Consider the following 14,919-nt stretch of genomic DNA (forward strand, 5'->3'; position numbering starts at 1 on the left):
CAATCAAAAAATCATCATCAATCTAAAAAACAAATATCATGAGAACTTTCATCAATCACACACCAACTGAATCTAGAAGGCATTCTTTCTTTTCCAACTTTAAAGACAGTAAAAGAGTACGCTGGTCAGAAAGCAGGAACCATACCCATTAGGTATAGACAATCAATCAAAAAAAAATCATCAACAATAAAAAACGAACATTATGAGAACTTTCATCAATCACACACCAACTGAATCCAGAAGACATTCATTTTTCTCAACTTTTAAGGACAGCAAACGAGTACGCTGGTCAGAGAATAGAAATCACACACATTAAGGGTTGAATTAAGTAGGTCTTTAGGTAAACAATAAGGGATGTCAAATGACATCCCTTATTTTGTTTTCTCATTATCTGTTAATGGATATATTGTACCATAGTAGTTTATGGTAGTTCTATTGATGCTTTTAACAATAACACTGGATTTTCCACTGCTCCCTATGGTAAAGGTAAAATCGAACCGTTCTGATTTATTTCTAGAATTAAAAGTTACAACAATCCTGTGTTTTCTATCATTATACTTTACTTGGTAATTAACAACTTTATTCTTTATCTCTATGGAGCCATTATCACCATAACCTCCCATTCCGCGTATCTCACCAAAATAAGGCAAAAACACTTCTGCCCTACCCCCATTTACATTAATATGGCCTGTATTGGTTGTTAAACTAATACTGCTTCCCCTGGTTGGCAATGCAGTAATTGCTTCAAAACGAAATAAACCAGATTCAATAATTGCTTTTGTATCTTCAAAACTCTTTTCTTTTTCTGTTTGCGCATTTAGGGAGGAAACTCCAAAGAAAATCAAAATTACTACAACTAAATTTTTCATGTTTCTATATGTTAAATCTCTTTGTTAAGTATATATCACAAACCATTCCAAGTATTTAGAAACCATCTTTATTGAATTTTAAAAACTAAAGTGTGTGTTGGTTTTGAACTTCCATGAACGGATTTTTCTTCCAAGTCCACATCAAATAAATTATTCATGTTGTTGCCCGCCAAATCTTCCAATTTAGAATCAACCCGTATTTCGTATTTTCCTTCCTTCCAATTTGTGTTCGGATAAAACTCCAACACCTCTTCCCCATTCAACAGGACATAATCACCATTTAAAATCTCATGTTCAGGGTTTCTAAAGCGAATGGTCTCTTTGGCAAGAAAGGCATCCAAGGGCTCATTAAACTGAATTCTAAGAGGGTTTTTTGTGTTCCTTTTAGGCGTGTGGATTTTCCAATTTTTTAAGACAGGTCTTAATACATCTCGGCCTGTAACAAAAAATTCTTTGGCATATTGCTGCTTTAGATCATTGCCATTGGAATCCTTCCAATCACTTTCAATTATTATTTCATAGAAACTACCTTGAACAATCGGCAATCCTTTTTCCTTGTTTGGAATTAAATCAGTCTTTATTCTTCCAGGGTCTAGCCATAGAGTAAGTTCTGTATGTTCCATATTCCACAATTCGGGTTCTAAATTTAGAAAAATGGATTCTTCTTTACCTGTTTCTAAATTTTTGATCGTTATATACTCCAAAGAACTTTTTACCTCTTGCATAGGTTGGGAAAACACAAAATACATTTTTAAAAGATTCTCAGGTAAAGTATCCTTACTGGGATAAATAGAAAGCAGTTCAGTTTTTTTTCTATTGCCAAGTCCCTTAATTGCAAACCTTCCTAGGACCATCCCATTCTGTTTCAATACATAGTGTTGTCCAGCAGAAAAAGGAACAATAGGCTTGTAGGTATACATATGTCCCTTTGATAAAAAGTTGGCCAATACCGGAGTGTCATTATTACCGTAGGTAAAAACCTTTAGATTCTCTAGTTCAATAGTTGATTCAAATGTAATACTAACAGCCTTTTCGTCTTCATAGTTTACATCAATATCGATTGTTTCCTGAACATTTTTACACTTGTAAACACCCAGTAAAAGAAAAGGGATCAAGAAAGTCTTAATCCCAATATTAAATATTTGCAATCTATATTTTAGCATTAAACGCCGCGTGTTCTGAGAACCAACTCTCCATTAGAGGTTCTCTGCATATATAAAATTGTATTTCCGTTCAAGATATCCATTTGCAGAACATTTACCATAGGCAATGAAAAGTATTCTACCCCCTCGGTGGTTTCAACCTTTTCAGTAATATCGTCCTTGGAAGAAACAATATCATCATAATTTATACGCATTACCGGTCGGTTAGAATTAGACATTAGAAAATATGTTTTCCCTTCTTTTTGGTAAGAAACTATATCCAAAGGAGAGTTTCCCCATCCAAATTCAGCAACTGTTCTTCCTTTAATATGTTTACCATCTTTAAGTTCGTCCATAGGAAAAAGCACTAAAGGCGTGCACGTATAACTAGCCATTAAATAGTCCTTCCCATCTTTGGCAACCACTCCAAATGTTTTTATAGGGGCGTAGGTTTCATAACGCCCATGGGCTGCATGATACACCTCCAAAGATGCGTAATCCTGGGAACCCTTAAAGGGAAAGGGAATGCTTCTAAACGTTGAACTAAATTCTTTGTTGGATAAACCTGAAACCATTATTTTACCATTATGATACTGCATATCTGAGATGGCCCAAACACGTTGTGAACGTCCTCTCCTATCTTTAGCATCTGCCTCAATAGCATCTTTAAGTGCTATCTTGGAATAGCTAACATTATCTAAGGAAACATGTTCCAAAATATCCCCATTCAATTTTAACAAAATAGATGTCCCGTCCATAATACTAACAGAGAAGTATGCAATTTTTGAAATGGGATTTACCGCCATATCGGTAATTTTAATATTGTCTGCAGTGGTTCCTAAAGATGAAGCTATTTTTTTATCAAAGCTGCCAATATCAATCTTTTCCGTCTTTTCGCTGTTTTCCACATCCTTAGTGTCCAATGCATAAATTGTGGCATTTTTGGAATCTCCAATAAATAAAATACCTTCAGGGCCAAAGCTCAGTGCATTTACAGATTTAATTTCTGGAGTGCCAATAATAAAATTTTCAGTAAAGGAATTTTTTTTAGAATCTTTGGCGGCAATGGTCAAACCTGCCACAGCGCATATAATAATGCCTAGGAATATTTTTTTCATGGTTGATAGTTTTTCTTAAAATTATTGTATTTATTGTACAATGGTCTTCCCTTTAAGAATCAATTAACTAAATTTTAACGTGTTGATTTATCGATGATTACCAATACCGGCCACATACTCATTTACACTTTTCTGTATTTCATTAAATTCAGTTATTTGCTCTTTACTCCTATCTCTATCCACAACCATATTTGGACCACGCTGTTTTAAGGATGCTATAATCTCCTTGTTTTTTTGCAACAATACTTCTAGCTGGGATTTTAATAATTCCATACGCTCATATAAACTCCTGGTCTGTGGTTCGCAGGTATAGGAAGCTAATTTTCTTTTTAATTGGGAAAGTGCTTTGTTGTTTCTTTCCAATCTCAAGATTGAAGCATGGTTATCAGGATCTCTAATTTCGTTGATTTCTTGTTTATCCAATGTTTCCATAGCTCATGAAATTTAAGATTTAAACTTTCTTTAATTTGCACTTTAAGTTATGAATATTCTGACGTTTAAATAGCAGAAAATCAGACTTTAACATTTATTTTGTTTCTCTTTAACAAACGAAATTACATACAAGGACATACTCATAAAAAAACAACAGTAAAGTGATATGGAAAGTATTGGAAATAATGGCCATAAAAAAACCCAGTCTTACAACTGGGCTTAATGACTTTTTAAAAAATACCTTAAAGTTAGTTCGTCTTCTCCAAAGCTTCTTGTTTTAAGGCCTCGTTGGCAACTATAGCTAGCTCAACCCTTCTATTCTTTGCTCTACCTTCTGGAGTGGCATTATCCTCCCTTGGATTCTCCTCGCCATACCATTTGGTAGTAAACCTACCTATAGATAAACCTTGTCCTGTTAGATATGCTGTTACTGATTCCGCTCTCTTTTTGGATAATGCCATGTTATATTCATTGCTTCCAGCACTATCTGTGTGCCCTTCCACTAAAATATTGGAATTAGGGTATTCCTTAAAAATACCTGCCAATCTATTTAAAGTTTCTGCAGAGGCTCCTTTAATATCAGATTTATTGGTATCAAAGTAAACTCCACTATTTTCATCAAAAACAACATTGATTCCTTCCCCTACTCGGGTTACTTCGGCTCCAGGAATCTCCTCTTCTATTCGTTGCGCTTGCTTATCCATTCTATCTCCAATATATCCACCGGCAACACCACCAACAACACCGCCAATAATTGCACCAACGGCCGTGTTTCCATCTTTACCAACATTGTTTCCAATGATACCTCCGATCAAAGCACCTCCAGCAGCACCTATGACCGCTCCTTTTTGCTTGTTATTCGCATTCTGGGTTGCTTTACAGCCAACAGCCATTGTTATGACCATAATAATGGCCATACTTTTTAAAATTATATTATTCATTTTATTATTGTTTTTTAGTGAAATTATATACTATTGAAATAGGCTCTCCTTCTACCGAAACTTTGGATTTAAGTGTCATGGCATCAGAAGTAAGATTTTGGATTTCCAAACGATACCCCACGCCTCCTGAAATATCTTTTAATTTTTCATCAATAAACTTAAACTGAAGTTGATCGGGTGCATCGGTTCTATCAATAACAGACCATCTAATAAAACGGTCGCCACCGGCACAAAGGCTACTATTCTGAATGGTATACCTACCCGTATTGTTGTTGTCCCTAAAGAACCAATCACTGCCCTCAAAGCAGATGTCATCGGCATCATTAAAAATAACAGATTTAAAATTGCCACTGCTTCCTTCATAGGAAACACTGTTTAAAGTCCAACTTCCACTTAGATTGTTACCTGCATCCCTGGCAACCTTTGTTGCCGAACATGAAGCAACTAAAACAGAAGTAATAATTGTAAATAGTAAAAATGATTTCTTCATCGTTAATGGTTTTGTTTATTAACTAATATATACGTGGATTTAATATTTTTGGACGTTACTTTTCGACAAAATACCTAAGTTTTTTCCTGTTAATATGCAACAAGCTCAAGAAGAGCTGTTTGAAAACGAGCTTTAGGAAGATAGTGCTCCTCAAGCTCCTTTGCAAAAGGAATTGGTGTTTCGCTACTTGCTACTCTCTTGACAGGAGCATCCAAATACCTAAAACAGTTTTCCATGACCAAAGCGGAAACATCACTTGCAATACCGCCAAATAAACTGTCTTCTTGTAATATTATAAGTTTCCCCGTTTTCATTACGGATTTATATATGGTCTCCGTATCCAAGGGCTGCAATGTTCGCAAGTCAATTAAATCGGCCTTTATGCCCTCATGTTTTTCTAACACTTCCAATGCCCAATGCACTCCAGCTCCATAGGTAACAATAGAAATAGCTTCCCCTTCTTTTAAAATACTGGCTTTTCCCAAAGGCAGTGTATAGTAATCTGTAGGCACCTCTTGATAAATACTTCTATATAGTGCTTTATGCTCAAAGAAAAGAACTGGATTTGGGTCGTTAATGGCTGTGTTCAACAAACCCTTTGCATCGTAAGGAAAAGCAGGGTATAGTACTTTTAATCCCGGTGTTTTGGTAAACCAAGCCTCATTGGTCTGGGAATGAAATGGACCGGCACCCACTCCACCACCACAAGGCATTCGTATTACCACATCGGCATGTTGTCCCCATCTGTAATGGGATTTAGCCAAATAGTTTACAATTGGATTGAAACCTGAACTGGCAAAATCTGCAAATTGCATTTCTACAACTGCTTTCATTCCATTGATTGACAATCCCATAGCGGCAGAAACAATGGCAGATTCACAAATGGGAGTATTTCTCACTCGGTCCTTTCCAAAGATTTCAACAAAGCCCTCCGTGACTTTAAAAACCCCTCCATACTCCGCCACATCCTGTCCAAGTATCACTAAATCACCATGTCTTTCCATGGACTGCTTCAACCCCTCTGAAATAGCATCAACCAAACGAATATTTTTGATAATATTTCCGTGGTCATATGACTGATAATCAATATATTTTAGTACATCATCTAACTCATTACTTTTGTTATAAGATATTGGTGTTTCCTGAAACGTTTGCTCCAACTTTTTATCAATATCCAAACCTATTTCACTCTTTATGTCCTTGATCAATTCTTCCGTTAAAATTTCTTCATCCAATAAGAAATTTTCATAATTGGCTATTGGGTCTTTATCTTTCCAAAAATCCATAAGTTCCTCTGGAACATATTTGGTTCCGCTGGCTTCCTCATGCCCACGCATTCTAAAGGTTTTAAACTCCAGCAAAACTGGTCTAGAATTTTTTCGAATGCTTTCACAAAGATTATTAACAGTTGTAAAAACTTCCAAAATATTATTCCCATCAATGATATGGGATTCCATACCATAGCCAATTCCCTTATTGGCCAAATCCTTACATTTATATTGTTCATTGGTGGGTGTGGACAACCCATACCCATTGTTTTCAATACAAAACAAAACAGGCAAGTCCCAAACCGCGGCCACATTTAACGCTTCATGAAAATCCCCTTCACTTGTCCCTCCTTCTCCCGTAAAAACAGCGGTGACCAATTTTTCATTTTTTAGTTTGTTGGCCAGTGCTATTCCATCCGCAACACCTAACTGGGGGCCTAAATGTGATATCATCCCAACAATTTTATATTCTTGGGTTCCAAAATGAAAACTACGATCTCTACCCTTGGTAAAACCATTGGCCTTTCCTTGCCATTGGGAGAAAAGCCTATCCAACGGAATCCCCCTAGTTGTAAAAACCCCTAAATTACGGTGCATGGGCAAAACATACTCTTCCGATGTAAGCGCATTGGTTACGCCTACAGAAATTGCCTCTTGACCAATTCCACTGAACCACTTGGATATTTTACCTTGTCTAAGTAAAATCAGCATTTTTTCCTCTATCAAACGCGGCAACAACATATCTTTATACAGTTTCAATTGAATCTTACTGTCCAGTTCTGCATTTAGATATTCCATAAATATGTATTAAATAAGTATGGGATAAAAATAGAAAAAAACCTGTCAATTGAATCTTAAATTCTCCCCCTATAGATTCCGTTTTATTTCATAAATTTGATGTCAATATTTAAATTCATAAGATGAATGCTATACCAAGTGTAAACCTGGAGGATTTTATTTCTGGTAATTCGGAAAGGAAGGAAAAATTTATTGAAGAGTTAGGAAGTGCTTTTGAAAATATTGGATTTGTTGCTGTAAGCGGACATTTTCTATCGGAAGAATTGGTGGGTAACCTATATAGTGAAATAAAGAAGTTTTTTCAATTGCCACAAGAAACGAAGGACTCCTATGAGATTGAAGGCATTGGAGGGCAAAGAGGATATACCTCCTTTGGAAAAGAACATGCAAAAGGGAGAAAAGAAGGGGATTTAAAGGAGTTTTGGCATTTTGGACAGTATGTGGAGGACAATCCAAAATTATTAGAAGAGTATCCAGAAAATGTAATTGTAAAAGAACTGCCAAGTTTTAACTCTGTAGGCAAAGAAGCCTATAAAATGTTGGAGAAGACGGCAAAATACATTTTAAGGGCGCTTGCTATCCATCTAGATTTAGAAGAAACGTATTTTGATGGGTTCATTAAGAATGGAAACTCCATTTTACGCCCCATACATTATCCCCCTATTACAGAAGAACCAAAAAACGCTATACGGGCTGCAGCCCACGGAGATATCAACCTTATTACCTTACTCATGGGCGCCCATGGAAAAGGCTTGCAGGTACAAAACCATGAAGGGGAATGGGTAGATGCTATTGCCAGACCTGATCAATTAATGATCAATGTAGGGGACATGCTTTCCCGACTATCCAACAATAAACTAAAATCCACTATCCACCAAGTTGTGAACCCCCCAAGAGAATTATGGGGCAGCTCAAGATATTCAATTCCATTTTTTATGCACCCAATAGGCGAAATGCCTTTGAATTGCCTAGAAAATTGTATTGACGAGAACCACCCAAAGGCATTTGCTGATATTACCGCGGGAGAATTTCTTCATGAAAGGTTAATTGAATTGGGATTAATCAAAAAGTAAAATGGATTTACAAGACCAACTTAAAAACCTTTTCCCTGAACATGTTCCAAGCGACAAGGAACCTTCAAAATTGGAAAAAACCGATATTTGGATGCAGGAGACACCCATTATTTGCAAATATGAAAAGAGAAAAGGCAAACCCATTACAATTTTAGAAGGCTACACTGGAGCAGATTCCGATTTTAAAAAATTAGCAAAGGAACTTAAGACAAAACTAAGTGTAGGTGGTAGTTTCAAGGATGACAAGATAATAATCCAAGGGGATTATAGAGATCAGATTATGGAAATTTTAGAGGCCAAAGGTTTTACAACAAAGCGAGTTGGCGGATAGTTTTTTGTTATTTTTTTTTGATATGTTCGATTAAACGTTAAATTTATCGTCCAAAACCTAACAACAACCAACATGAGTTCCCTTTTACACATTACAAATGGTGATAGTTTTACCAAAAAACTAAAGTCCCTTAATATTGATGGGGATGTTATTACATGGCGTGAAATGCTCTGTGAGGGCAAAACGCTAACCAATGTTGGAAGTGAATCTTTCTGGAAGACCAGGTTTGAATTCTTGAACAAGAATTATAAAGTATCCAAATCTAAATTTATAGAGCTTACCCTTAAGGAATATCGCTCTTTATGCAACCACAAGAAGGAAGATCAGATTGTATTGTGGTTTGAATATGATTTGTTTTGCCAAATTAATATGTTGGCCGTGCTAAGTTGGTTAAAATCCCATAGAAAACATGCCCAAATATCTTTGGTCTGTAGTGGTAATGAAGACGAAAGTGATAAATTGTATGGCCTTTGTGAATTAAGTGATGAGCAATTACATAAACTATACGACAATAGAACCATCCTAACACAAGATGATATTGAATATGCAGACTATGTGTGGCAATTGTATTGTAGCAACAATCCAATCAGGTTGGAAAATTTAGGAGATTTTGACCAATACCAGTTTGAACATCTTTCTGGCGCCATACAAACCCACCTTAAGCGTTTTCCAACAATTAAAAATGGCTTAAACGAAATTGAAAATCGTATTTTGGAATTGGCCATAAAAGAAAAGCCCCTTAACAAGAAAAGTCTCATGATGACCATTCTCCAAAACCAAGGGCTTTATGGATACGGTGATGCTCAATATGAAAGAATAATTAGCTCCCTTAAACCCCTGTTCACTTCTTTTAATCCTGTTAAGGTCACTAGAAAAGGCAAAGAAATACTTCAAGGAAAAACTAATTACTACTCCACAATAAAGAACAATGACCTGTATTTGGGCGGCTCTTTAAAATACAACTACCTTTATAATACAGATACAAATAGAATATTAAAATTATAGGATGCAACTTGGCCCATCGGAACTTATTCTAAATCCAGATGGCAGCATATACCACCTAAATCTACTTCCAGAAGATATTGCCCACACTATTATAACTGTTGGTGATCCGGACCGTGTATATGATGTCTCTAAATATTTTGATTCTATTGAAATCAAAAAAGGAAAAAGAGAATTTATAACCCATACAGGGCTGTTAAATGGAAAGAAAATTACTGTAATTTCTACCGGCATCGGAACCGATAATATTGATATTGTTTTAAATGAATTGGATGCTCTGGTTAACATAGATTTCCATACAAGAACCATTAAAACAAAAAAAATATGTCTGGACATAGTGAGAATTGGAACCTCTGGGGCGATACAAGCGGACATTCCGATTGATTCATATATTATGAGTGAATATGCCATGGGTTTTGACGGTCTTTTGCATTTTTATGATAGTGGACATATACAAGTTCCAAAACTACCGGAGGCTTTTGTAAAGCATACGGATTGGAATCGCTCAAAATCTACTCCCTATGTGGTTAAATATGACGATTCTTTGGGTGCTCAATTAATGAGTAATCGTATACGATTAGGCTTAACAGCAACAAATATAGGATTTTATGGTCCACAAGGAAGGAAGCTAAGACTAGCAACACAAGATGTCGACTTAAATAGCAAGTTGGAGTCTTTTGAGTATAATGGAATCAAGATTACCAACTTGGAAATGGAAACCTCTGGCATCTATGGCCTGGCAAAACTGCACGGACATAAGGCAGTTTCCATGAACTGTATATTAGCAAATAGAAATACAGGTGAATTTTCCAAAAATCCATCTAAATCTGTAGATGGGTTAATTAAATACACCCTGGACAAACTAACATCTTAATGAAGCAAGTAAAAATCGTTGGGGTTCCCGAGCATTTTAATTTACCATGGCATATGGCTATTGAAGAAGGTGCCTTTTTGGAGCGGGGAATTAATTTGGAATGGGAAAATATACCGGAAGGTACAGGAAAAATGTGTCAGTTATTAAAAGATGAAGAAACTGACCTGGCAATAATCCTAACTGAAGGGCTTATAAAAAGTATTTCGGAAGGCAATCCTTCAAAAATCGTGCAGGTATTTATAAATTCTCCCCTCTTATGGGGCATCCATGTTGGAGCAAAATCCGAATATAAAAATATTGATGAATTAAAGGGTGCCAAGGCAGCAATAAGTCGCTTTGGAAGTGGCAGTCATTTAATGGCCTATGTCCATGCCCAAAACAAAGAATGGGATACAAATACCTTACAGTTTGAGGTCATAAATAATCTGGAGGGCGCTATCGATGCATTGACCAATGGAAAAGCCGATTATTTTATGTGGGAACATTTTACAACAAAACCATTGGTGGACAAAGGTATATTTAGACGGCTAGGTGACTGCCCAACCCCATGGCCATGTTTTGTAGTTGCCGCAACAGATAAATTCTTATCAAACAATAAAGGGGCATTAGATCATATCCTTGAAACTATAAATTTATATACATCAGAGTTTAAATCAATTCCAAGTATAGATAGGACTTTAGCCAATAAATATGGCCAACAATTGGAAGATATAAAGGATTGGCTTTCAAAAACCGAATGGAGTCAGTCACAAATAGATTCAACAACTTTGTTGGAAGTACAGAAAAGATTAATAAGCCTAGATCTTATCAAGAGAATAGAATCCGACAAAACTTTTAGGCACCAATAAAACAAATAATATATGTTATCTATTCAAGTACTCCCCTATCAGCTTTTCAAATGCTTTTTCGGATAATGGTTTTTGAACAATGTCCTTTACGCTTAATTCTTTAAGATCTTTTGTAGTAACAGGGTCTACTTCAACTGCTGTAAGTACAACTATTGAAATTTTATCCTTAATTTTTGGTTCAAAGTTTTCATTAAAAAATTCTAAAAACTCCCAACCATCCATATATGGCATATTAAGATCCAAAACAATTAGACAATCGCCAAAATCGGATTCTTGAATATTAACATCTAAAATATCTATAGCTTCTTGACCGTTCAAGGCAATATCAATCCCAAGGTCATGGTCTAGCTTATCAATAAAAACTTTATTTAAAAAATTAGTAGTAGTATCATCGTCAACCAACAAGATTGACTTTAAATTAGTCGCAATCATATATAAATTTTTAAGCTACAATAAAAGTAGTATTTTTCCCAAATGCAAATATAATAAATGTTGTGAAAACCCCAATACTACCATATAATCTCTACCTTTTTCATAGTCATAAGCAATTGATTACATGTGCTAAAATGTTTGTTGCCAAACCAAAATCCTCTATTGGCACTAAGAGGGGATGGGTGCCCGGAAGTTAAAACATGATGACTGTCCTTATCTATTAATTTAATCTTTTTCTTGGCAAAACCTCCCCATAGCATAAATATTACCCCTTCTTTTTCTTTAGAAATCTTTTTAATGACCTCGTCTGTAAATAATTCCCATCCTTTTTTTTGATGGCTGCCCGGTTCATGAGCCCTAACGGTTAAGGTAGCATTCAACAATAAGACCCCTTGTTTTGCCCATCGCTCTAAATCACCACTCTTGGGATAAGGTTTTCCAATGTCGGTCTCTATTTCTTTAAAAATATTAATCAGTGATGGCGGGTGCGAAACAGTATCCTGAACAGAGAAACACAAGCCATTCGCTTGGTTGGGACCGTGGTATGGGTCTTGGCCTATGATAACAACCTTGGTTTGATCAAATGAACAATGGTCAAAGGCGGCAAATATGTTTTTGCCTTCTGGATAACAAACAGTCTGTTTGTATTCCTTCTGAACAAAGGACGATAGTTCAGAAAAATAAGGTTTATTAAATTCCTCTTCCAGAACGACTTTCCAACTCGGTTCAATATTTACATTCATGTTAGTTTAATGGAATTTAGTTTGCTTTTCTGTACAATACTGATCAAAAAAAATAAATCTAAAAAATAAATTAGAAACTTTTATCTTTAAGAATACTTTAGCTTATGAGTAACGACTATAGAGATCCAAAATTTAAGAAATGGTTAGATAAATTGCAGCAAGAGAGCTGGCAATTAGAACTTATTATCTCTGGTTTCGCAATTTATGGTCTAATGATGGTGTTTGAGCCCATTATGTTAAACATAAAAGAAGCGGGTATTTCCAACAAGGAAATGGCATCTTTTATATGGATTTTTACTCTATCCTCTTGTTCTATTCTTATTTTCAACCTAATTCTACATGTAATCTTAAGGGGGCTTTGGATTGGGGCTTTGGGGCTTAGGTATGTCTCTGGAGATATAGATTACGACAAATTAAACTATACCCCTAAGTTCACCAATTACCTTAAAAGGAAAATAGGCTCTTTTGATAAGTATATTGCTAATCTAGAAAATTACTGCAGTGTCCTTTTTGCCATTTCTTTTCTTTTGATCTTCTATGTTTTAGCCATTTTTATTGTACTCGCCCTTATTGCACTCATAGGTGAATCTATTTTTAACAACGACAATATTTCGGGAAATTTCAAAATGATTTTAGGCATAAGCCTAGCTGTACTATTATTGATAGGTGTGCTTTTTACTTTTATTGACTTTTTAACCCATGGGTTTTTAAAAAAGAAAAAATGGCTCGCCAAAATATACTTTCCTATTTATTGGGTATTCAGTTTTATTACACTGTCTTTTTTGTACAGGCCATTGGTGCATAATTTTCTGGACAATAGGTTTGGAAAAAGGCTCAGCTATGTTCTAATTCCTCTCTATACCGTTATCTTATTGTTAACTTCATTGAATTTAATAAAATCTAATTATTTAAGCCTTAACAAAGACTCCTCCAGCATTTTTGCCAATAAGAATAATTATGAAAACCTATTGCGTGATGAAGGAGATTTTGTTGAATATGCATCAATTCCGTCCAAAGTAATTACGGACTCCTATTTAAAAGTATTCTTGAAATTTACCGATAACACCGAAAATGACGTTTTTGATTTTAATCCCGGGATAAAACCAGAAAAGGATAAAAGAGGGTATGACTTTGATATAAGGTTTGGAGCTAGTGATGAATTTTTGAACCCTAAAAAGTATGACAGCATTCGGAAGGAATATTTAAAAACATTCAATGACATTCACAGTGTTTTTATTGATTCCATAAAATTCAAAAGTGATTTTGTCATTACATCCAACCATAAAGATCAATTGGGGTTTGAAACCTATTTAAAATTAGATTCCATAAAAGATGGAAAGCATTTACTAGCCATTAAACGCCTTAAAAAAAGAAAAACTGACACCACCGAAACGACTTTAATTACCATTCCTTTTTGGTCTTTCAAAGATTAAACTGAAAATATCTTCTCAAAAATTCAAGCGTTTATCAAAATTTCTTTTTAATACAGGAATTTGCACTAGTATCAGGCAGGCAAAAATTCCAATGGCGTATATCACTGTTTTGGGCACACGTATAGCCGTGGGTATTTTTGGGCTTTTAATAGATGGAAGCTTGTCAAAATTTATATAACTAAACCACCCTGTTTCTTGGATTGTTGGCCCAAAAAACAAATACCCCATGGAACCAAGTACCAACAAACCAATTACGAACCAAGATTTCTTAGAAATCAATGGTTTGTAAACCAAAGCGGAACTTTGTGGAAGCTTTTCGATTTTAGACAAAATATTGGTTGTAAAATCTTTTGAAGGAGATTCCAACGGCATTTCCCTAAGTAGCTTTCCAGTTAATTCATCTATATGTTTATCCATGTTTTCTTTCATAACGTTCAATTTCCTGAGGTTCCAACTTTGTTCTTAAAATAGAAGCCAGCATTTTTCTAGCCCTAAAGAGTTTCACCTTTAAATTATTTACCTTAACACCTGTAATTTTTGATATTTCCTTTAAAGATTGTTCTTCAAAATAAAACAAGGTCATTAAAACACTGTCTTCACTAGGCAATAAACTTAAACAATTCTTTATTATTTCTTGTCGCTCCTGTTGCTCCAATGTATCCAAAGCATTCTCCAAAGTCTTTATTTCATGTTCCGTAAATTCATCTATTGTTACATTTTGCCGCTGTCTTTTTTGACTTTTCAATCTATCCAAACATGTATTATAGGCAATTCTATATACCCAAGTGGAAAATTTTGAGTCCCCTTTAAAGGAATTCAATTTTTTGTACACTTTTAAAAAAGTGTCCTGTGAAACTTCTTCGGCCTCTTCCTTGTTTTTTAGCATTTGCAATCCCAACGTAAATACCAAATCTTTATAGCGATTTACCAATATGGCAAATGCATTGGTATTCCCACTTAGCACTTGTGCAATGTCTTGTTGGTCGTTGGTTACTTTCATTTGGATGTTGGACGACGAAAAGCCATAATTGGTTACAACCGAAATAAAAAAATAATTTGAAAAAGTTGTAACCATGGTCAAAAAAGTGTCGTCATAAGCTATGAACGTATTAAAATTAATCAATT

At 35.2% G+C, this 14,919-nt stretch carries 17 protein-coding genes; 6 read left to right on the top strand and 11 right to left on the bottom strand.

Annotation, left to right across the window (positions count from 1 at the left end; all coding sequences use genetic code 11):
• Positions 1-371 precede the first annotated feature (371 nt).
• The 7 genes from GGR42_RS02135 to GGR42_RS02165 form a co-directional block, all read right to left on the bottom strand.
• Entirely contained in the window at positions 372-869 is a 498-nt protein-coding gene (locus tag GGR42_RS02135) for a DUF4251 domain-containing protein (RefSeq protein WP_167960384.1), read from the bottom strand.
• Between the two features lie 68 nt (positions 870-937).
• Positions 938-2,032: an Ig-like domain-containing protein gene (locus tag GGR42_RS02140; protein ID WP_167960386.1), complete on the bottom strand. Its 1,095-nt coding sequence runs from the start codon at positions 2,030-2,032 to the stop codon at positions 938-940.
• Positions 2,032-3,129, bottom strand: coding sequence for a hypothetical protein (locus GGR42_RS02145; RefSeq protein WP_167960388.1), 1,098 nt, complete (start codon positions 3,127-3,129; stop codon positions 2,032-2,034). Before GGR42_RS02145 ends, GGR42_RS02140 begins: the two co-directional genes overlap by 1 nt.
• Positions 3,130-3,216: 87 nt before the next feature.
• Entirely contained in the window at positions 3,217-3,561 is a 345-nt protein-coding gene (locus GGR42_RS02150; protein ID WP_167960390.1) for a hypothetical protein, read from the bottom strand.
• Positions 3,562-3,809: 248 nt separating this feature from the next.
• Entirely contained in the window at positions 3,810-4,502 is a 693-nt protein-coding gene (locus tag GGR42_RS02155; protein ID WP_167960392.1) for an OmpA family protein, read from the bottom strand.
• 4 nt (positions 4,503-4,506) lie between these two features.
• Entirely contained in the window at positions 4,507-4,992 is a 486-nt protein-coding gene (locus GGR42_RS02160; RefSeq protein ID WP_167960394.1) for a lipocalin family protein, read from the bottom strand.
• Positions 4,993-5,081: 89 nt separating this feature from the next.
• Entirely contained in the window at positions 5,082-7,058 is a 1,977-nt protein-coding gene (locus tag GGR42_RS02165; RefSeq protein WP_167960396.1) for an alpha-ketoacid dehydrogenase subunit alpha/beta, read from the bottom strand.
• A 122-nt stretch (positions 7,059-7,180) separates the two neighbouring features.
• On the opposite strand from GGR42_RS02165, the gene GGR42_RS02170 reads away from it, so the two are divergent.
• The 5 genes from GGR42_RS02170 to GGR42_RS02190 all read left to right on the top strand — a co-directional run bounded on the left by GGR42_RS02170 (position 7,181) and on the right by GGR42_RS02190 (position 11,186).
• Positions 7,181-8,131 (top strand): isopenicillin N synthase family dioxygenase, encoded by a 951-nt coding sequence (locus tag GGR42_RS02170; RefSeq protein ID WP_167960398.1) that lies wholly within the window; start codon positions 7,181-7,183, stop codon positions 8,129-8,131.
• A 1-nt stretch (position 8,132) separates the two neighbouring features.
• A complete protein-coding gene (locus GGR42_RS02175; RefSeq protein ID WP_167960400.1) occupies positions 8,133-8,462 on the top strand; it encodes a translation initiation factor in 330 nt (109 codons plus the stop codon).
• 72 nt (positions 8,463-8,534) lie between these two features.
• Complete coding sequence (locus tag GGR42_RS02180; RefSeq protein ID WP_167960402.1) at positions 8,535-9,467, top strand: DUF1835 domain-containing protein; 933 nt, start codon at positions 8,535-8,537, stop codon at positions 9,465-9,467.
• A 1-nt stretch (position 9,468) separates the two neighbouring features.
• Positions 9,469-10,338, top strand: a complete 870-nt coding sequence (locus GGR42_RS02185) for a nucleoside phosphorylase (RefSeq protein ID WP_167960404.1) — start codon at positions 9,469-9,471, stop codon at positions 10,336-10,338.
• On the top strand, positions 10,338-11,186 hold the full coding sequence (locus GGR42_RS02190; RefSeq protein ID WP_167960406.1) for a substrate-binding domain-containing protein: 849 nt from the start codon (positions 10,338-10,340) through the stop codon (positions 11,184-11,186). Before GGR42_RS02185 ends, GGR42_RS02190 begins: the two co-directional genes overlap by 1 nt.
• Positions 11,187-11,201: 15 nt before the next feature.
• Here the strand turns inward: GGR42_RS02190 and GGR42_RS02195 are convergent, their stop codons facing one another.
• Together GGR42_RS02195 and GGR42_RS02200 are read right to left on the bottom strand one after the other, a co-directional pair.
• Complete coding sequence (locus GGR42_RS02195) at positions 11,202-11,618, bottom strand: response regulator (RefSeq protein ID WP_167960408.1); 417 nt, start codon at positions 11,616-11,618, stop codon at positions 11,202-11,204.
• A 77-nt stretch (positions 11,619-11,695) separates the two neighbouring features.
• Entirely contained in the window at positions 11,696-12,361 is a 666-nt protein-coding gene (locus GGR42_RS02200) for a uracil-DNA glycosylase (protein ID WP_167960410.1), read from the bottom strand.
• 104 nt (positions 12,362-12,465) lie between these two features.
• Here GGR42_RS02200 and GGR42_RS02205 point away from each other — a divergent pair, with 104 nt between their 5' ends.
• The gene (locus GGR42_RS02205; RefSeq protein WP_167960412.1) at positions 12,466-13,794 is read left to right on the top strand and encodes a hypothetical protein; all 1,329 of its coding nucleotides are present in this window, start codon (positions 12,466-12,468) and stop codon (positions 13,792-13,794) included.
• A gap of 15 nt (positions 13,795-13,809) precedes the next feature.
• Here the strand turns inward: GGR42_RS02205 and GGR42_RS02210 are convergent, their stop codons facing one another.
• Both GGR42_RS02210 and GGR42_RS02215 read right to left on the bottom strand, forming a co-directional pair.
• Positions 13,810-14,211, bottom strand: coding sequence for a hypothetical protein (locus tag GGR42_RS02210; RefSeq protein ID WP_167960414.1), 402 nt, complete (start codon positions 14,209-14,211; stop codon positions 13,810-13,812).
• A complete protein-coding gene (locus tag GGR42_RS02215; protein WP_317169668.1) occupies positions 14,204-14,917 on the bottom strand; it encodes an RNA polymerase sigma factor in 714 nt (237 codons plus the stop codon). The genes GGR42_RS02210 and GGR42_RS02215 overlap by 8 nt, the downstream gene beginning before the upstream one ends.
• Positions 14,918-14,919: the final 2 nt, after the last annotated feature.

This window comes from Saonia flava (assembly GCF_011927795.1).
Lineage (GTDB): Bacteria > Bacteroidota > Bacteroidia > Flavobacteriales > Flavobacteriaceae > Saonia > Saonia flava.